This is a genomic window from Paenibacillus sp. sg306046, from assembly GCF_059821225.1.
The window spans coordinates 1-15896 of sequence record NZ_JCAMRT010000015.1 but is presented as its reverse complement, the minus strand read 5'-3'; the positions used below and the strand labels follow the sequence as shown (position 1 = coordinate 15896).

Annotated in this window: 14 protein-coding genes and 6 tRNA genes; 3 read left to right on the top strand and 17 right to left on the bottom strand. The window is 57.7% G+C overall.

Annotated elements, in window-relative coordinates; translation table 11 throughout:
• Positions 1-5 precede the first annotated feature (5 nt).
• The 11 genes from ybiA to AC6ROY_RS16020 all read right to left on the bottom strand — a co-directional run bounded on the left by ybiA (position 6) and on the right by AC6ROY_RS16020 (position 12055).
• Positions 6-500, bottom strand: a complete 495-nt coding sequence (gene ybiA / locus AC6ROY_RS16070; protein ID WP_500101585.1) for a riboflavin biosynthesis intermediates N-glycosidase — start codon at positions 498-500, stop codon at positions 6-8.
• A gap of 55 nt (positions 501-555) precedes the next feature.
• Entirely contained in the window at positions 556-1464 is a 909-nt protein-coding gene (locus AC6ROY_RS16065; RefSeq protein ID WP_500101584.1) for an NUDIX hydrolase, read from the bottom strand.
• Between the two features lie 182 nt (positions 1465-1646).
• Entirely contained in the window at positions 1647-2531 is an 885-nt protein-coding gene (locus tag AC6ROY_RS16060; protein WP_500101583.1) for an ADP-ribosylglycohydrolase family protein, read from the bottom strand.
• A gap of 209 nt (positions 2532-2740) precedes the next feature.
• Positions 2741-3229: a NanQ anomerase/TabA/YiaL family protein gene (locus AC6ROY_RS16055; RefSeq protein ID WP_500101582.1), complete on the bottom strand. Its 489-nt coding sequence runs from the start codon at positions 3227-3229 to the stop codon at positions 2741-2743.
• Between the two features lie 154 nt (positions 3230-3383).
• A complete protein-coding gene (locus tag AC6ROY_RS16050) occupies positions 3384-5087 on the bottom strand; it encodes a ribulokinase (RefSeq protein WP_500101691.1) in 1704 nt (567 codons plus the stop codon).
• Between the two features lie 108 nt (positions 5088-5195).
• Positions 5196-6989: an L-fucose isomerase gene (locus AC6ROY_RS16045; RefSeq protein WP_500101581.1), complete on the bottom strand. Its 1794-nt coding sequence runs from the start codon at positions 6987-6989 to the stop codon at positions 5196-5198.
• Positions 6986-7948: a dihydrodipicolinate synthase family protein gene (locus AC6ROY_RS16040; RefSeq protein ID WP_500101580.1), complete on the bottom strand. Its 963-nt coding sequence runs from the start codon at positions 7946-7948 to the stop codon at positions 6986-6988. Before AC6ROY_RS16040 ends, AC6ROY_RS16045 begins: the two co-directional genes overlap by 4 nt.
• A gap of 417 nt (positions 7949-8365) precedes the next feature.
• Positions 8366-9403 carry a LacI family DNA-binding transcriptional regulator gene (locus AC6ROY_RS16035; protein ID WP_500101579.1) on the bottom strand — a complete coding sequence of 346 codons (1038 nt, stop codon included), beginning with the start codon at positions 9401-9403 and terminating at the stop codon, positions 8366-8368.
• A 213-nt stretch (positions 9404-9616) separates the two neighbouring features.
• Positions 9617-9856, bottom strand: a complete 240-nt coding sequence (acpP, locus tag AC6ROY_RS16030; protein ID WP_500101578.1) for an acyl carrier protein — start codon at positions 9854-9856, stop codon at positions 9617-9619.
• A 65-nt stretch (positions 9857-9921) separates the two neighbouring features.
• Positions 9922-11148 (bottom strand): RtcB family protein, encoded by a 1227-nt coding sequence (locus AC6ROY_RS16025; protein ID WP_500101577.1) that lies wholly within the window; start codon positions 11146-11148, stop codon positions 9922-9924.
• Between the two features lie 67 nt (positions 11149-11215).
• Positions 11216-12055 (bottom strand): nucleotidyltransferase domain-containing protein, encoded by an 840-nt coding sequence (locus AC6ROY_RS16020; RefSeq protein ID WP_500101576.1) that lies wholly within the window; start codon positions 12053-12055, stop codon positions 11216-11218.
• 146 nt (positions 12056-12201) lie between these two features.
• On the opposite strand from AC6ROY_RS16020, the gene AC6ROY_RS16015 reads away from it, so the two are divergent.
• The 3 genes from AC6ROY_RS16015 to AC6ROY_RS16005 are packed head-to-tail and all read left to right on the top strand — an operon-like array spanning position 12202 to position 15012.
• Positions 12202-13548, top strand: coding sequence for a helix-turn-helix transcriptional regulator (locus AC6ROY_RS16015; protein WP_500101575.1), 1347 nt, complete (start codon positions 12202-12204; stop codon positions 13546-13548).
• Positions 13496-14338, top strand: a complete 843-nt coding sequence (locus AC6ROY_RS16010) for a WYL domain-containing protein (RefSeq protein ID WP_500101574.1) — start codon at positions 13496-13498, stop codon at positions 14336-14338. The genes AC6ROY_RS16015 and AC6ROY_RS16010 overlap by 53 nt, the downstream gene beginning before the upstream one ends.
• A gap of 50 nt (positions 14339-14388) precedes the next feature.
• Complete coding sequence (locus AC6ROY_RS16005; protein ID WP_500101573.1) at positions 14389-15012, top strand: TetR/AcrR family transcriptional regulator; 624 nt, start codon at positions 14389-14391, stop codon at positions 15010-15012.
• Positions 15013-15278: 266 nt separating this feature from the next.
• On the opposite strand, the gene AC6ROY_RS16000 is transcribed toward AC6ROY_RS16005, so the two are convergent.
• The 6 genes from AC6ROY_RS16000 to AC6ROY_RS15975 form a co-directional block, all read right to left on the bottom strand.
• Positions 15279-15352 (bottom strand) — tRNA-Pro (locus AC6ROY_RS16000).
• Positions 15353-15360: 8 nt separating this feature from the next.
• Positions 15361-15435, bottom strand: a tRNA-Gly gene (locus AC6ROY_RS15995).
• A gap of 31 nt (positions 15436-15466) precedes the next feature.
• Positions 15467-15543 (bottom strand) — tRNA-Asp (locus AC6ROY_RS15990).
• A gap of 13 nt (positions 15544-15556) precedes the next feature.
• Positions 15557-15633: transfer RNA gene (locus AC6ROY_RS15985), tRNA-Met, on the bottom strand.
• 6 nt (positions 15634-15639) lie between these two features.
• Positions 15640-15715: transfer RNA gene (locus AC6ROY_RS15980), tRNA-Val, on the bottom strand.
• Positions 15716-15720: 5 nt separating this feature from the next.
• Positions 15721-15795 (bottom strand) — tRNA-Glu (locus AC6ROY_RS15975).
• Positions 15796-15896: the final 101 nt, after the last annotated feature.

Below are 15896 nucleotides of genomic sequence, written 5' to 3'. Positions count from 1 at the left end.
TGCGTTTAACCCTCCCGAGTGCCCGTCTCCCGCAGCACGTCCTCCCGAAGCAGGGTCAGCACCTCGCCGAGCCAGTTTAGCCCTCGCCACTTCGCACGCTGGTAAACGTGAGGATGCTCCTCCGCCAATCCGACACCCCAAATCCGATCCGTCGGGCTGGCCTCGACCAGCGTCGTGCCCTTTGTCGCCAGCAGCGCCTGAAGCAGGTCCTCATGTTGGGTAAACTTCGCATAATTTGCGTTATATACGATCGTTCTCGCCTGCCGCTCCCACACCGTCTGGTCAAAATGGCGCACGCTGCGGCCCAGAGCCTTCTGCTCCCTTGGCGTAGCTGCAAGCAAAATGCGCTGCTCCGCCTCCTCATCGCCGAACAGCCGGGCTTTCTGAACCATCATCTCTTGCTCCGCGCAATTGTACGTCACGCCCTCATTCGTATAAACAACCGGATACCACTGGGAAAATGGCGAGCTTGATCGGTAAAAGGCCGTAAATCGTTCCATATGAGTCACCTGTGAGTCACCTGCTTTCTGTGTTCAACGTATGCCCAGCGTCCCGCTACCAGCCCCGTTCCCAGCGCGGGCGGTATTTGTACAGCTTGGACGGACGATGTCCTGCATCCTTGGTCGACTCCTTCGTTTCCATCACCACATCTGCGATTTTCCGGCGGAACGCCGCTGCCAGCAGCTCCTTGCCAAGAATGACCTCATATACCTGCTGCAGCTCCGACAACGTAAAAAGCGGCGGCATCAGGTTGAAGGCAATATCGGTATATTCGATTTTATTGCGCAGCCGTTCAACCGCATATTCGATCATCTGCGCGTGGTCGAAGGCAATCCCGTCCCCCTTCACAATGTCGCGCGTGACGGTGCTGGCGCTGCCAACCATGGACTCCACCACCCGCACCGTCGCAGCCAGCTTCTCCTCGCCCCGGGTCAGCTCGATGTCCACCAGCTTCTCCAGCTCGCAGCCCGACCCGGTTACCGTCTTTGTCTCCTGTGCCACCCGGTAGCCAAGCTCCCACCAGGCGGCTTCCGCCGCATCATCGCCGGCCCGCACCTGCAGCGAGGTCCGGTCGACGAGCGCCATGTACGAGCTGCTGATGACACGTGTTCGCGGATCGCGGTCAGCCGCCCCCCATGTAAATAGCTGCTCCATATACACATCGTCGATGTTCGTTTCGCTGTACAGCTCCCGCCGGGCCGCGTCATCCACGCTTTCCTTCACCGACACAAATCCGCCCGGCAGCGCCCATTGACCGAGAAACGGATGCGCACCGCGTTTGATCAGCAGCAGCTGCAGCGCCTTGTCCGGCAGCTTGCGGTAATTGTCCTGCTCCTTGTTCACTACCGTAAAAATCAGCATATCCACCGTAACGGACGGACGCTCAAATCCGCTTGCATCGTACTGGTGCAAAAATTGTTGCTCTGTCAAGCCCTGCGCGTCCCGCAGCAAATCATCGCTCATTTGGATTCTCCTCAGGCGTGAAGGTATGGATTCTCTTAATTAGTTTATCTCTTGATAATAACAATTAGTTTTTATCAATAAGTAATTATATATCATACCCGAGCTTTCGAGTCAATCCAATTCGGGCAGCAGTTCCCTTTTTTTAAAGGCACGCCTCAAGGTTCCGTCTCCTCTGCCGCTCCTCACCGTGCCCCCGTACGCAGCTCCCAGATATGCTGTGCGACCGCGTCCAGCTCGCTGCGAATGAGGATGACGTCGCTATAGGTGCGCGGGATGCCCGCAAATCCGTAATAAACCCCGGCCAGCCCTCCGGCAATCGCGCCGATCGTATCGCTGTCGCCGCCCAGATTAGCTGCCTGCTGCACCACCTCGGCAAACGTCTGCTTGTGCAGCAGCAAATACAGCACCCAGCGAAACGTATGCTCCACGAACCCGCTTGGCTCGCAATCCGGCTCGCCGGTCAGCGTCAGCACATCTGCATAACGCGTGCCGCTGATTTCCGCCGTGATCGCCGATTGCAGCTCCTCGCCGCGCAGCAGCCGCCACGCAATCCGGTTGTAGCTGATGCACGCCTCGGCGCAGCGTTCATCATAATGAGTCATCTTCGATTGCATCCGCGAAACCTTTTCCAGCTGGGCAAGATCGCCATAAGCCAGTCCGACGGGCAGACAGCGCATCAAGGAGCCGTTGCCGGCGCTCAGTCCGATATCATGATGAGCGACCAGCGCCGCCTCAAACCAGCTTTGCTCATATCTGCGGAATACTTGCAGAATGATATTGCCGATGTCCTTCGGATTGGACCGGTACCAGTCCAGAAACTGTTCTCCAATCGGCGGTATCGGGTCCTGCGGATTTGCCAGAATTCCGTGGGCTACACCTAACGTCATCTGCGTATCATCCGTAACTTCCCCCGGGTCCAGCTCCCAGACGCCGCCGCCGATGATTTCGGTCAGCACGCCGTGTCGCTTCACAACCTCCTTACGGGTCATGAATTCCGTCGTACCGCCCAGCGCATCGCCGACAGCTACTCCATACAAGCCGCCCTTAATCCGGTTCAATAGCTCCATACTTGCGTCTCCTCCTTGATTTATCAAGCTTTCGTCGATTTATCAAGCTCTCGTCCGGTTAGACGGACCATCGGCTCCAGACACCAGGCCACCCCGCTCTCCGTTCAGAGAAACCGGAAAAAGCCCGGTACCCGCGCTGCCGCTAGCGGCGGCATCGGGGCCAGGGCCTTGTCCGGTGCTTCTCTTTCCGTGCCGGGGCAGCCCGCGGATTACTCCGCAGAAGCCGACGCCCACAGCTGCCGGTGAATTTTAATAACAACCTTTTTAACAGCCTGGTCCGACTGGACCGAGCAGCATGGCTTATGCACATCCCACGGGTAAAAGACCGCAAACTGGCCAGGCTTCAGCACCAGGTCGGAAGCGTCCCCCAGCTCGGCGTAAAACGCCACGTCCCGCTCCTCCAGCTTGTTGTCGGTAACAGGCAAGTCGGCCGCATGCCGTACGACCTGCATCTTTTCCTCGCCGCTGACCACATACTGGATGTCCAGATGCTGCACATGCGACTCGTATTTCTGCTCGGCCTCCGGCTTCGTGACGATCTCCTGCACAAGCGCAAACATCACGCCTGCTTCAATTTCGTAGCGGCCGGCCGGCCGCTCGGTCAGATTAAGCTGCTTGATGCTTTCCAGCCCCCGGCGGATAACTGCCGGATACGTGTGGCTTTCCTCTTCATAATGACGAATATCGCCGAAAATCATCTAAATTCCTCCTAGAATGGCCACGCTGACAAGCCGGTCGGCCGACGAGACGGCCCACGGCAGGCGCTTCCGTCTGCTGTTTGCCCACAGCTTCCGCGCTCAAAGACCGTGCGCCGCCGCGCGGCTGCCTTCCGCTCATCCGCGTTTGTTCGGCTTAGTTCGAGGACGCTGCAGCGGCCCGCCGTTCCTGCTCCAGCTTTCGCTGCTTGAGCTGCTTCATGACAGGCGTTGCGCCGCGCCCAAACTGTTCATGCAGTTGATTATACGCCTCGTAAAGCTCCTTGTATACCACGGCATGCTCCCGATTGGGCGTATAATGCTCCTCGCGCAGCCGCGCCATCTGTGCAGCAGCAGCCTCCACGCTGGCGTAGCCTCCGCGCTGCTCGCCCGCTGCCACCGCGCCAAGCATCGCCGCGCCGACGGCCGGCGTCTGCGTCGATGCCGCGATCCGGATCTCGCGTCCCGTCACATCGGCGTAAATCTGCATCAGCAGCCGATTGCGCTGAGGAAGCCCGCCGCACGCAAACAGCTCGCGCACCTCGACACCCGCCTCCTCGAACGTTTCGATCACTTTGCGGGTGCCGAATGCCGTCGCCTCCAGCAGCGCCCGGTATATATCCGCCGGCTTCGTCTGCAGCGTCAGGCCAACGATCAGGCCGCTCAGATCGGCGTCCACCAGCACCGAGCGATTGCCATTCCACCAGTCGAGCGCGATCAGGCCGCTTTGCCCCGGCAGCTGACGGGCAGCCAGCCGCTCCAGCCAGCTATGCACGCTGATGCCTTCCTGGTCGGCGGCCAGCTTCACATAACCCGGCACCTGCTCGTCCACGAACCAGCCGAACAAATCACCGACAGCCGGCTGCCCGGCTTCATAGCCGAACAGTCCCGGAACAATGCCATCCTCCACCACACCGCTGATGCCTTCAACCGCAACCTCCCGGTCGCTAAGCAGCATATGGCACAGGGAGGTGCCCATCGCCATCACCATTTGCCCGGAATGGACTGCGCCCGTACCCGCTACGCCGGCATGGGCATCGATAATTGCAACCGCTACGGCCGTGCCGGGGAGCAAGCCCGTCAAAGCTGCGGCATCCGCCGTCAGCTCCCCTGCTTTTGCGCCCAGAGGCAGCACGTCGCCGGCCAGCTTGTCCGTGAAAAACCCGGAGAGCCGGGGATCAAGCGCCTGCAGAAAATCGTCTGAGGGATACCCTTCGACCTTGTGCCACATCGCCTTGTAGCCTGCGCAGCAGCTGCTGCGCGTCGCTTGTCCCGTCAGCTCGCCGACGATCCAATCCGCCGCCTCCACGAAGCGGTCGGCCGCCTCATAGAGGTCAGGCGCCTCATTCAGCACCTGCCAGGCTTTCGCCAGCAGCCATTCCGATGACGTTTTACCGCCATAGCGGCGAAGGAAGCCTTCGCCGCGCGCCTCCGCCTCCGCATTAATCCGGTTTGCTTCCTCCTGCGCGGCATGATGCTTCCACAGCTTCACATACGCATGCGGCTCATCCCGGTAGGCGTCCAGCTTGCACAGCGGTATTCCGTTCCTGTCCACCGGCAATACGGTGCAGGCTGTAAAATCAATGCCGACGCCGATCACCTGCGCGGGAGCTGCGCCCGAGAGGCGCAGCACCGCCGGAATCGACTCGCTCAGCACTAGCCGGTAGTCGTCCGGATGCTGCAGCGCCCAGTCCGCGCCCAGCAGTCTGCCCGAGCCTGGCAGCCGCTCATCCATCACGCCGTGAGGATACGGCGTCACATGTACCGCGACCTCCTCGCCGGTAGCGATGTCAACCAGCACCGCCCGGCCCGATTCGGTTCCGTAATCGACGCCGATGGCATAGGCTTTGACCGGCTGCAGCCTTTGCCCGTATTCCGCCAGCCCGTCCCGGCTTCCGGTTGTCTCGCTGCTTGCCTCCTGCTGCTGCTCCGGATTTTGTTCCTTCCTCACAAGCGATGTCCCCCTGTCTTAGCCGTACAGCGGCCCGAACGCCGCGCAAGCGCGATAATCGGCACCTGTAGGCTCGTTGACGCCAAAAGCCGACCAGACGCTCGGACGGAATACCCGCTCCTCCGGCACATTGTGCATGCTGACCGGAATCCGCAGCATCGCGGCCAGCGTAACCAGATCGCCGCCTACATGGCCGTAGCTGACTGCGCAATGGTTGGAGCCCCAGTTATTCATGACGGTATAGACATCCTTGAAGGCGCCGCTGCCTGTCACATTCGGTACAAACCAGGTCGTCGGCCAAGTCGGGTTGGAGCGCTGGTCCAGCACATCGTGAATAGGGTCCGGCAGCTCAACCGAATACCCTTCGGCGATTTGCAGCACCGGTCCGATTCCCTTGATCAAATTGATCCGGGCCATCGTCATCGGCATGCCGCCGCGGGTCGTGAAGTCCGTCGAGTAGCCGCCGCCGCGGAAGAAATCGACAGCCGGGCACCAGCGGGTCGCTTGCAGGCATGCCGCGGCTTCCGCCTCCGTAATTTCCCAGAACGGCTTCATCGCAGGCTGCCCGTCGCGCGTCTGCTCTCCGGTGCCGTCCAGCGCCGCCGGGCCGGAGTTGATCAGATGAATAACGCCGCCTGACGCCGCGCCGGTCAGTTGGGAGCCGGTAACGCGCTCAACCGCTTCCGGACTCCAGTACGTCCGCACATCGGCGAAAATTTGCGCGCTATCCGTCAGCAGATGGCCGAACAGCATCGTCACCGCGTTCAAGTTATCGTTTTCCGTCGCCAGCATAAACGGTTCGCGGATGCCGTTCCAGTCGAACGAGCTGGTCAACATCGCCTCCATGAAGTCTCCGTTCGGGAAATGATCCGTCCACGCCCGCTGTCCCTGGAAGCCTGCCGCGATCGCATGATGTCCGACCGCTTCCTCCTCATAGCCGATTTCCGCCAGCTTCGGATTGCCGATCATCAGATCGCGGGCGATCAGCGTCATTTTCACAACCGTCTCCCAATCCTGCTCCTTCTGCTCCGCCGTTCGGGTCAGCTCAGGCGGATTCACCTCAGCGCCGGGCACACAATTCGCTTTCGTCCAGGCGAGCGCATGCTCGTATTCCGCCTGATCGTAGATGCCGCGCTCCATCCGCCGTATAAACTCACTCATGTCCACATATTCATTGCGCATCCCTAGGTAGTCCTGGAAGAAGCTCTCATCCACGATGCAGCCCGCAATGCCCATCGACACGGTGCCCATCGCCAAATACGACTTGCCACGCATCGTCGCGACAGCCAAACCCGCCTTGGCGAACTGCAGCAGCTTCGCCTGCACGTCCGCCGGGATGACCGTATCGCCCATATCCTGCACATCTTTACCGTAAATGCTGAATGCAGGCAGCCCCTTCTGGTTATGCGCGCCGAGCGCTGACGCCAAATACACTGCGCCCGGTCTCTCCGTACCGTTGAAGCCCCAAATCGCCTTCGGCATTAACGGATCAGTGTCAATCGTCTCCAGCGGGTAGCACCAGGACGGCGTGACGGAAATCGTCAGCCCAACGCCTTCCTTACGGAATTTCTCCGCCGCGCGCGCCGCTTCGCCCACGCCGCCGATCGTCGTGTCGGCGATGACGCATTCAACAGGCAGGCCATTGGCATGACGCAAGTTTTCGCTAAGAAACGCCGCGCACGCCTCCGCCATTTTCATCGTCGGCTCCTCCAGCGACTCGCGGATGCCGCCGCGGCGGCCATCGACGATCGGGCGAATCCCGATTTTGGGCATATCCCCTTGCAGACGGTTAACATGGACAGATGAACTCATTGAACAGCCTCCTCACGTTGATAAGCTTCGGTCATCGCCTTGGACAGACGACGCAGTTGCGCAACCTCCTGATGATTGGTTACAGTAAATTCCAGATGATTTTTCGAGCGGCACACATAGCCGTCCAGCACGTCCTCTTGGGTCAAATACACCTTCGCGTTTGTCGGGTACATCTGCTTCTCGATCAGCGAGGTCATGCTCAGAAAGTCGCTGAGCTGCTCCGCCTTCTCCGGCTGCTTGCTCCACTCCTGATGCAGCCAAACGTACAGGTCAGGATGGAAATTCGCCATGACCCCGCTGTAGCCGGCTGCGCCCAATTTGAGCGTGTCCAGCAGCGTCGCCGAGTTCGCATTAAACAGCTTCAGACCGGTTCCCGCAACTGCGTCCAGCTTCGCCTGCATGTTGGCCGTATCGCAGCTTGTATCCTTCAAAAACTGGAACCGCCCCGTTTCCGCGCACCAGCGCAGCGCCTCCGGCGAGATGAGCCGCTTGTACGGGTACGGACATTCATAGAAGCCAAGCGGCAGCTCCTCAGGCAGCTCGCGCAGCAGCCGCTCCAGCCGGCTCAGCCACACCTCATCCGACTCCTCCGGACCGGCCAGCCGGTTGGTGATCAGCACCAGTGCGTCGATGCCTGTAGCGGCAATCGCCTGCAGCTCCTCCACCTGGGCTTCGAAGTCATCCGAAATATGTCCGGAAGCAATGACCGGAACGCGGCCTGCCGCCTTTTCCTTGACGAAGGCAGCCAGCTTCACCCGCTCCTCCAGGCTCAAATAAAACATCTCGCTCGATTGGCAGACGGCAAACAAGCCGTGTACGCCTTGCGCGATATACCAGTCCACGAGCCGCTCCAGCGCGGCGTAATCGACCTTATTGTCAGCTGTAAACGGCGTAATCATCGTCGGCCAAACTCCTCCCGGAATTTGCCGATTGTTTCCTGCCGAACGATCCATGCTCATAAAAGCAGCTCCCTTGCCATTTAGTGTTGATACGTACCTTTAGTCTCTTGAAGCCTTCTGATGAAAACGACTGCTCTTCAAAAGCTAAAACGTTTAGCTAAAACGTTTTTTCTACACAAGCTCAGTATATTTTAGAAACGCTTTCACGTCAATATCATTATTAATACGTTTTAGCAAAAACAAAGGGTTGCCCGTATGTTCTCAACCTACAGGTAATGTTCCCGTCGCTATGTGCTTGGCTTGCCAAGCTTGCGCCGCCCCATTGCGAGATTGGTTCTGCATTGAAGACGACCGCAGCAGAACGCATCCCTCGCACCGATCCCCGCTGCCCCTTTTCCCAAAAGCCGGGTCAATACGCAGCCAAGCTCTGACAAAGGATGCATCGTAATCCTTCATCAGAGCTTGGCTGTTATTCATTCAGTTTTCTTGCCGCATCCCTGCCGCTGCACCGCAGGAGCCGCGGAGCGAAATATAGGTGTCCAGCAGCCGCTCAGCCGGAACGACCGGCTTATGCTGGATCAGATCCGTAATCATCCGCACACATTGCGCTGCCATTTCTTCGACAGGCAGATGGACCGTCGACAATGTTGGAATCGTAAACCGCGCTACCTCGTCATCGTCATGCCCGACGATTTCGATGTCCTGCGGCACCCGTGTTCCACTGTCATGCAAGCCTGACAACGCGCCGACCGCCATCTGATCGCTGATCACAAATAACGCCGTCGGCAGCGCCTCCTCCGCCTGTGCCAGATTACGAATCGCCTCATAGCCGCCTCGCTCGGAGAAGTCAGCGAACACCAGATGCTCCGGCTTCAGCGCCATGCCCAGCTCCGCCGCTTTGTCCATAAAGCCTTCCTTGCGCAGCCTCACCGCCCTCGATGACACATCGGGCACCAGCACCCCGACGCTGCGATGCCCTCTGGCGGCAAACAGCTCTGCCACCGCCTGCCCGCTTGCATAGCTGTCCACATGCACCGAAGCATACTTCCCGGAGCTGCGCTGGTATAACACGACAGGCACATTCAGCTGCGCCTGCTCCAGAAACTGTTCATCCTCCTCGGTTGGATTCGCGATGATCGCTCCGTTGAAGCGCGTGCCTGTCACCAGGCTCCGCACCTCGCTCAGCGCCGAGCCGACAAACGGCTGAATCAGCAGCTCGTATTCCCCCTCCACCTGCGCCAACTCCTTCTGCAGCCCTTGCAGAAATCGGCTGATCAGCACGGCGCGGGTATCGAGCGACCAGAACAGCGCTATGATCGGCAGCACCGTCTCGCCGCCGCTGCGGAGACGCCGGGCGGATATATTCGGCTGGTAGTTAAGCTCCCTGGCCGCCTCCAGCACCTTTTGCTGCGTCGCGGCGGATATCCGGTACTGCTCCCCTTTACCGTTCATCACCAGCGAAGCCGTGCCTTGGGACACATTGGCCAGGCGGGCAATTTCTTTAATACTGGACATCTGCAGACACCCCGGTTGCTTCTGAAATAACGTGCCGGATGATAAACCATCCGCTTGCTAATACGTTTCAACCATCTTACTTGCTGCACGTTTTCCTGTCAACCGCCTGCAGCCGTCCTCCAAAGCAATCACCGTAGGCAATTCCGCGCGGCAAAGCAGCACTACAGGCACAAGCTAGCTTCCCGGCGCTCATTGCGGTACCGTGACGGCCATCTAAACGTGGACTTCAAGATAAGCTATCATATCTCCAACCGTCCGAATCTTGTCTGCGCTATCATCCGGGATTTCAATATCGAATTCAAACTCAAGCTCCATGACAATCTCAACAACATCCAGAGAATCGCCGCCGAGATCACCTATAATGCTTGAATCCAGCCTGACATCTTCAGGGGGAACATGCAGACAATTCACAATAATAGCTCTGACCTTATCAAACAATTGAGACCGCTCCACTCTCATCGCTCCTGAAATTGAATTTTGGCTTCAAAACCAACGCTGCGCTTGACTGCATGGCATGTCTAATCCTTATACGGGTCCACTTCATCCGCTCCGGCCATACAAACACCGATCGGGCGCAGCACATGCAGCACCTCGACAGTTTCAGCATGCGCGTCAAGCACCTCCTGCAGCTTGCGGTACACAAACGGGCTCTCATCGGTCCCCGCGCCGCGCAATTCAACGCCGCAGCTGCGAACCGCTTCTCGCATCTGCTCCTCCCCGATCAGCCCGCCGGAGCGGGTACGGGTTTTCCAGTTCATTTTCCCGGCAGCCTTGGTTCGGCTCATAATCCGCCCTGCTCCATGTACCGTGCTGTAGAAGGCGTCCCGGTTTTCCGCCGTATCCTTGCCCCGCACGATCACAGACAGATCGCCCATGCTGCCGCCGATAAAACCGAGCTGTCCGGGACCCGAAGGCGTCGCCCCCTTGCGCACAACCATCACCTCGCGGCCATTATGCGTCTCCTGCCAGGCAAAGTTGTGGTGATTGTGCACCTCCAGCTCCGCCGTTGCCCCGAGTATGGCAAGCACCTCGTCCATCACAATATCCCGGCCTGCATAGGCGTACCGTCCAGCCAGCTTCATCGCGCGCACATACAGCTCGCCCAGCTCGCTGTCCAGACCCAACAGCACCGGTGGCTGCTCCATGCTTTCGCCCGGCGCCTTGCCGAGAAATTCCCGGCCGGCCGCCACATTCATAAACCCGCTCGCCGTCTGATGCCCGAAGCCCCGGCTGCCGAAATGATTGCCCACCCACAGCCGCCCGGTAGCCGGCTCTTCAAACAAATCGACAAAATGGTTGCCGCTGCCCACCGTTCCCAGCTGCGCTTGCGCCCGCGCCTTCAGCTTCGTATGCACCGTTCGGCCGAACTCGCGATATACGTTCCAATCCGTATCGTCAAACAGCTCATGATCGACCGGCTGCTGATTCGCCCGCCCGATGCCAAATGAAAGCTGACCGGCAATCCGGTCCATCAGCCCGGACAGCTGCGGCCGAATATCCGCCGCCAGCAAATTTGTGCGCACCGCCTTATTGCCGCAGCCAATGTCATAACCAACGCCCGACGGCGAAATTTGCCCTTCGTACACAACCACGCCGCCGATCGGCTGACTGTAGCCTTTGTGATGATCCGCCATCAGCAGCGCCTGCACCACCTGTCCGTGTGCAGCGCATGTTTTCGCCTGCTCCAGCGCCCCCGGCTGCGGCTCCCCCCACACCCGTACACCATCTATCGTTCGATACGCCATCTTGTTCTCACTCCTCTGTCCTGATCTGATCCTATTCGTGCAACTGACTGCGCTTTTGCGCAATGCTCTAATCCCGCTTCATCTCTTCGTTCTCGTCCGCCGTGCTTGCATCCTGCGGCCCCGTCTGCGCCCACACGACCCTCAGCGCAGCCCGAAACAGCTCATCCAGCTCCTCATCCCGGTTGCCGCCTGTACCTGCAAACTGCTGGGCCACCTGCTCCAGCCGCTCCAGCTCCTCCCTTATGAACCGGTTGATCGGCTGAAGCGCAGGCTCCATATCCAGCTCCTCGCCCGCCTTCTTCCGCTCTACCAGCTGCGCAATCACACGCCCCAGCTCGCTTGCTTCCGGCACAAAGGCTTGCACCAGCTCCTCGAAGCGGATTGGCGGCATAGCGTTGAAGCGTTCGATCCAGGCGCAAGCGAGCAGCGGACGCAGCACGTAAAAATATTTTTTAACCCTGACCTGCTCCCCCTGCAAATAATCGCGGTAGTTGCCCTTGGCCATATGCAGGTAATGGTGCATACATGATTTCGGCGAAAAAACAAACGACGACACTCGCCTGATTTGCTCCGCAACCCCGTATTGCTCCTCGTAGACAATAGGTGATTGCAGCCATTCCAACAGCGGCGGATTCGACTTGTGGAACAGCTGCAGCGCCTTGCGCAAATCCCATCCGTTGATATCCAATTGCTCGCTGATCGGCCGTTCAATGACATCCCGTTTGCTCCAGATCGACAAGTAATGATCCACGGTTCGGACATACAGAAACCGCACATCGTAATCACTGTCACGCGACGGAAATCCCCATGCCCGGCTGCCCGATTCGCATGCGTATAAAATACGCACCTGTTCCTCCCGTTCGATTCTGCGAAGCTCCTCTTGTATACGCGTTCGAGCATCCTGCATAACGCTTCCTCCTCGCCTCTCTGCTGGACTTATCTTCTCATGCCGCTGCCCGCGCGAACATGGCAAAAGTATGACGATCTGCAAAAGTCTGATACAATGGAGTGCATGAAAAGAGGAAATAAACGCCACTTGAACGGAGGACGCGCATGGCCAGAGAAAGCTTCGATAAGGAAATTCAATTTCTAAGAATGCTTGTTCTGACAAGCGGAGCGTACAATCGGCAGCAATTTGCCCGGCGGCTCGGCATCTCCGTCCATACCTTTGACAAAACACTACGTCGCCTGAAAGATATCGTCAGCTCCGTCCAGCGCCAATTGCCTGAGGAGCAGGGGCGGGAATTTGCCGAAACGCTGCGGTTTCAATACTTCGAATCGGCCGATCCGATGCTGCTGTTTCTGTTCCGCGCCAAGTCGTTGAAGGAATCCGAAAGCGAGCGGCTGGCTTTGCTGCTGTCTTCACTCAATAACCGCAGCTGTACCGCGCTGGAATTGCTGGACGCGTGCTGCGCTCAGCTTCCCGGCGAGCTGCCGCTGCCTGACGAGAAGACGATCCGCTCCGATCTGAAATATCTGGAGGAGCTTGGCGTCATCTGCAAGGAGCCGGGCAAACGTCCATACCGGTACCGGCTGCACAATACGTTTGTCGAAGGACTGACAGCTGACGAGCTGACCGACCTGTACGATTACGTCGATATTATGGCCAATACCAGCGTCCCGTCTCTGCAAGGGTATTTATTACGCGATAACCTGAAAAAAGCGCTGCTGCCCGAGCAAATCGAGCCAGCCGAGGTTTTTCTCTATAAATATCATTACTACTCCCGTATTCTTGATGAAGCGCATTTCCATTCACTGCTTCAGGCGATCAAGCGCCGGCGCATGGTTTCGTTTCTGTACTTTTCCCCCAAAAGCGATCAAAGCTACGGGTCGGCCAACTCCAATCCGCTGTTTGAACGGGAAACGCTGGGACGCAAGGAGAAGGTTACTCCGCTGCAAATCGTCTATGATCATCAATACGGACGCTGGTATTTGATCGGGCACAACGCCCGCCAGCGATTGATCAAGTTCCGGATGGAAGGACTGACTCGCGTTCAGGAGGAAGAACAGGTTCCTGAAGAGCTTTGGCAGGCCAGATTCGCCTATTGGGAGAAGAAAAGCCTCCATAGCTGGCTCGTCGATACAGGGGAGCCTGTCACTGTGCGGGCCCGTTTTTTCAACCCGGAAGGCTCGCGCGTCAATTTTGTCAAGGAACGAGTGCTGCTGCAGGGCCAATGGGGTGTTATTACGGAGGAGCTGTCCGACTCGTTTATTTATGAAATTACCGTCAACGGCACAACGGAAATCAAGCCTTGGCTGCGAAGCTTCGGATCAAGCTGCGAGGTGCTGGAGCCTGCCCGGCTGCGGCTTGAACTTATCGCCGAATGGAAGGAGATTCTGAACTACTATGAACCCGTTCGAGAAAGTCTTCAATTACCAGGTCATGACACGACTGCATGAGTCAGGCACGTTCACCGTAACCGCCCATGAGCGGACCTGGCTGCGTACGATGCTGGAGCTGCCGACCGCGGAAGCCGCCTTCAGCGCCGATACGCTCGCCAAGCTGCGTCAGCTGCTGGAGTCTGAGCCGCTGCTGGAGCATAGAGGCTATTTCGTGGAGAAGGCTCGCAGCACACGCCGTCAGGTGTATCACCCGCTGCTGCGGACATTGCGCTGCCTGATCGCATCGGCCACCGGCATTCGGCTGACGTGCCGTACCAAGCACGGTCATGAATTTCGGGCACAGAACGGTTTCCCCTACAAGCTGGAGTACTCCATGGTCAAACAGGAGTGGTACTTGATCTGGTATCACCTGCGGCAAAAATCGCTGATGCACACGAAGCTCGCCCATCTTGTCGCCATCGACGAGCAGCCGCTTGCGCCTGATCAGCTAACTACTATACGGAATGCCATCGCCGAGCGGCTGGAGCAAAAAAAGCGGTCCGCCCTCATTGAAGTTGTGCAGCTGTACAACAAGGAGCTGTCGCGTATCCTGTACGCCTTCTCCTGCTTCGAAAAAACAGTCACTTATGAGGAAACCATGGACCGTTACCTGATCCGGCTGCAGTTTCTCGATGACGAAAGCGAATACGTCTTATCCAAGCTTCGCTTTCTCGGCAAACGCGTGCGTGTCGCGGATAATCCCCGGATGCAGCAGCGCATGAGCGAATCTGCACAAAAGGCGCTGGCCCGGTACGGCATAGAGCCTTTCGAAGCGGAAGAGGCAGGCTCCGGACAAGCGATCAGCTAATCCGCCCTCTTCCTCGATGTCTAACGAATGAATGAATAGGAGTTTGAGGCATGAATAAAAAACAAATTCAAAGCGAGCAGACGAAAAAAAAGCTGGCCGAAGCAAGCCGGGCTTTATTTGTACAAAAAGGGTATAAGGCAACCTCAATCGAGGATATTGTCGCCGCGACCGGCAGTAGCAAAGGAAATATTTATTATCATTTTCAAAGTAAAGAAGGTCTCTTCAAGCATCTGCTGCAAGAATGGGATCGGGAGTGGAAAGCCCAGTGGGACGAGAAGGAAAATTCGTATACGACCGTAGAGGAACGGTTATATGGCCTGGCTGAGCATCTGGTTACCCACGATTTGAACCACCCGCTTTCGAAGGCAACGGATGAATTCATGGCCAGCGAATGGGAGCGCAGCGACGTACACGAGGATTTCGCGCGTTATATTGCCACACATATCGAATTCAACCGGCAGATGCTTCAGCAGGCGATGGATAGCGGCGAGCTCAAGCCGGATAACGCGCGAACGCTGGGGATTGTCCTGGAGGCTCTGCTTATGGGGCTAGGTGAAATGTCCAAGCGCGCCTTGAAGGATGAAACGCTGGACATTTACCGTAAAGCGCTTCATATTTTTCTGCATGGCACGGCACAGCGCGACCAGCCGAACTCGGAGCAGCCAACTCGCTAAGCAACGCAACCTACACGATGCCACAAGACAATCTACACGATCCAACAAGTCAACCGACACGAAGCCACAAGATCCGAGCGCAATGCTCCATGCTCTCCATCCAATCCGCACCGCGCTGACTGGACGATTCGTAGCAAATTTAGCCTTGGCTCAGATGCAAACTGGGCTTTTCAGGCTATGTTGGTGTGTATATGCTTGTAGTCATAAGAAAAAGTCCGCCAACTTATACATGTGTATAAGTGACGGACAATCGTTTGTCATTCGGATCGGGATGACACGATTTGAACATGCGACCCCCTGGTCCCAAACCAGGTGCTCTACCAAGCTGAGCTACATCCCGATATTAAATGGAGCGGAAGACGGGAATCGAACCCGCGACCCTCGCCTTGGCAAGGCGATGCTCTACCGCTGAGCCACTTCCGCATAACAGCATAACTAAACTTCAATGATTATCTGGCGGAGCCGACGGGATTCGAACCCGCGGTCTCCTGCGTGACAGGCAGGCATGTTAGGCCTCTACACCACGGCTCCACGTCGATAAAGTTGGTTGCGGGGGCAGGATTTGAACCTGCGGCCTTCGGGTTATGAGCCCGACGAGCTACCGGGCTGCTCCACCCCGCGGCAATATGGTGAACGCTGACGGGATCGAACCGCCGACCCTTACCCTGTCAAGGTAATGCTCTCCCAGCTGAGCTAAGCGTTCATAAATGGTGACCCGTAGGGGATTCGAACCCCTGTTACCTCCGTGAAAGGGAGGTGTCTTAACCCCTTGACCAACGGGCCATACGAATAAAAGTGTTAAATCCATACAGGCTTGGCGACGTTCTACTCTCCCAGGACCCTGCGGTCCAAGTACCATCGACGCTGGAAGGCTTAACGGTCGT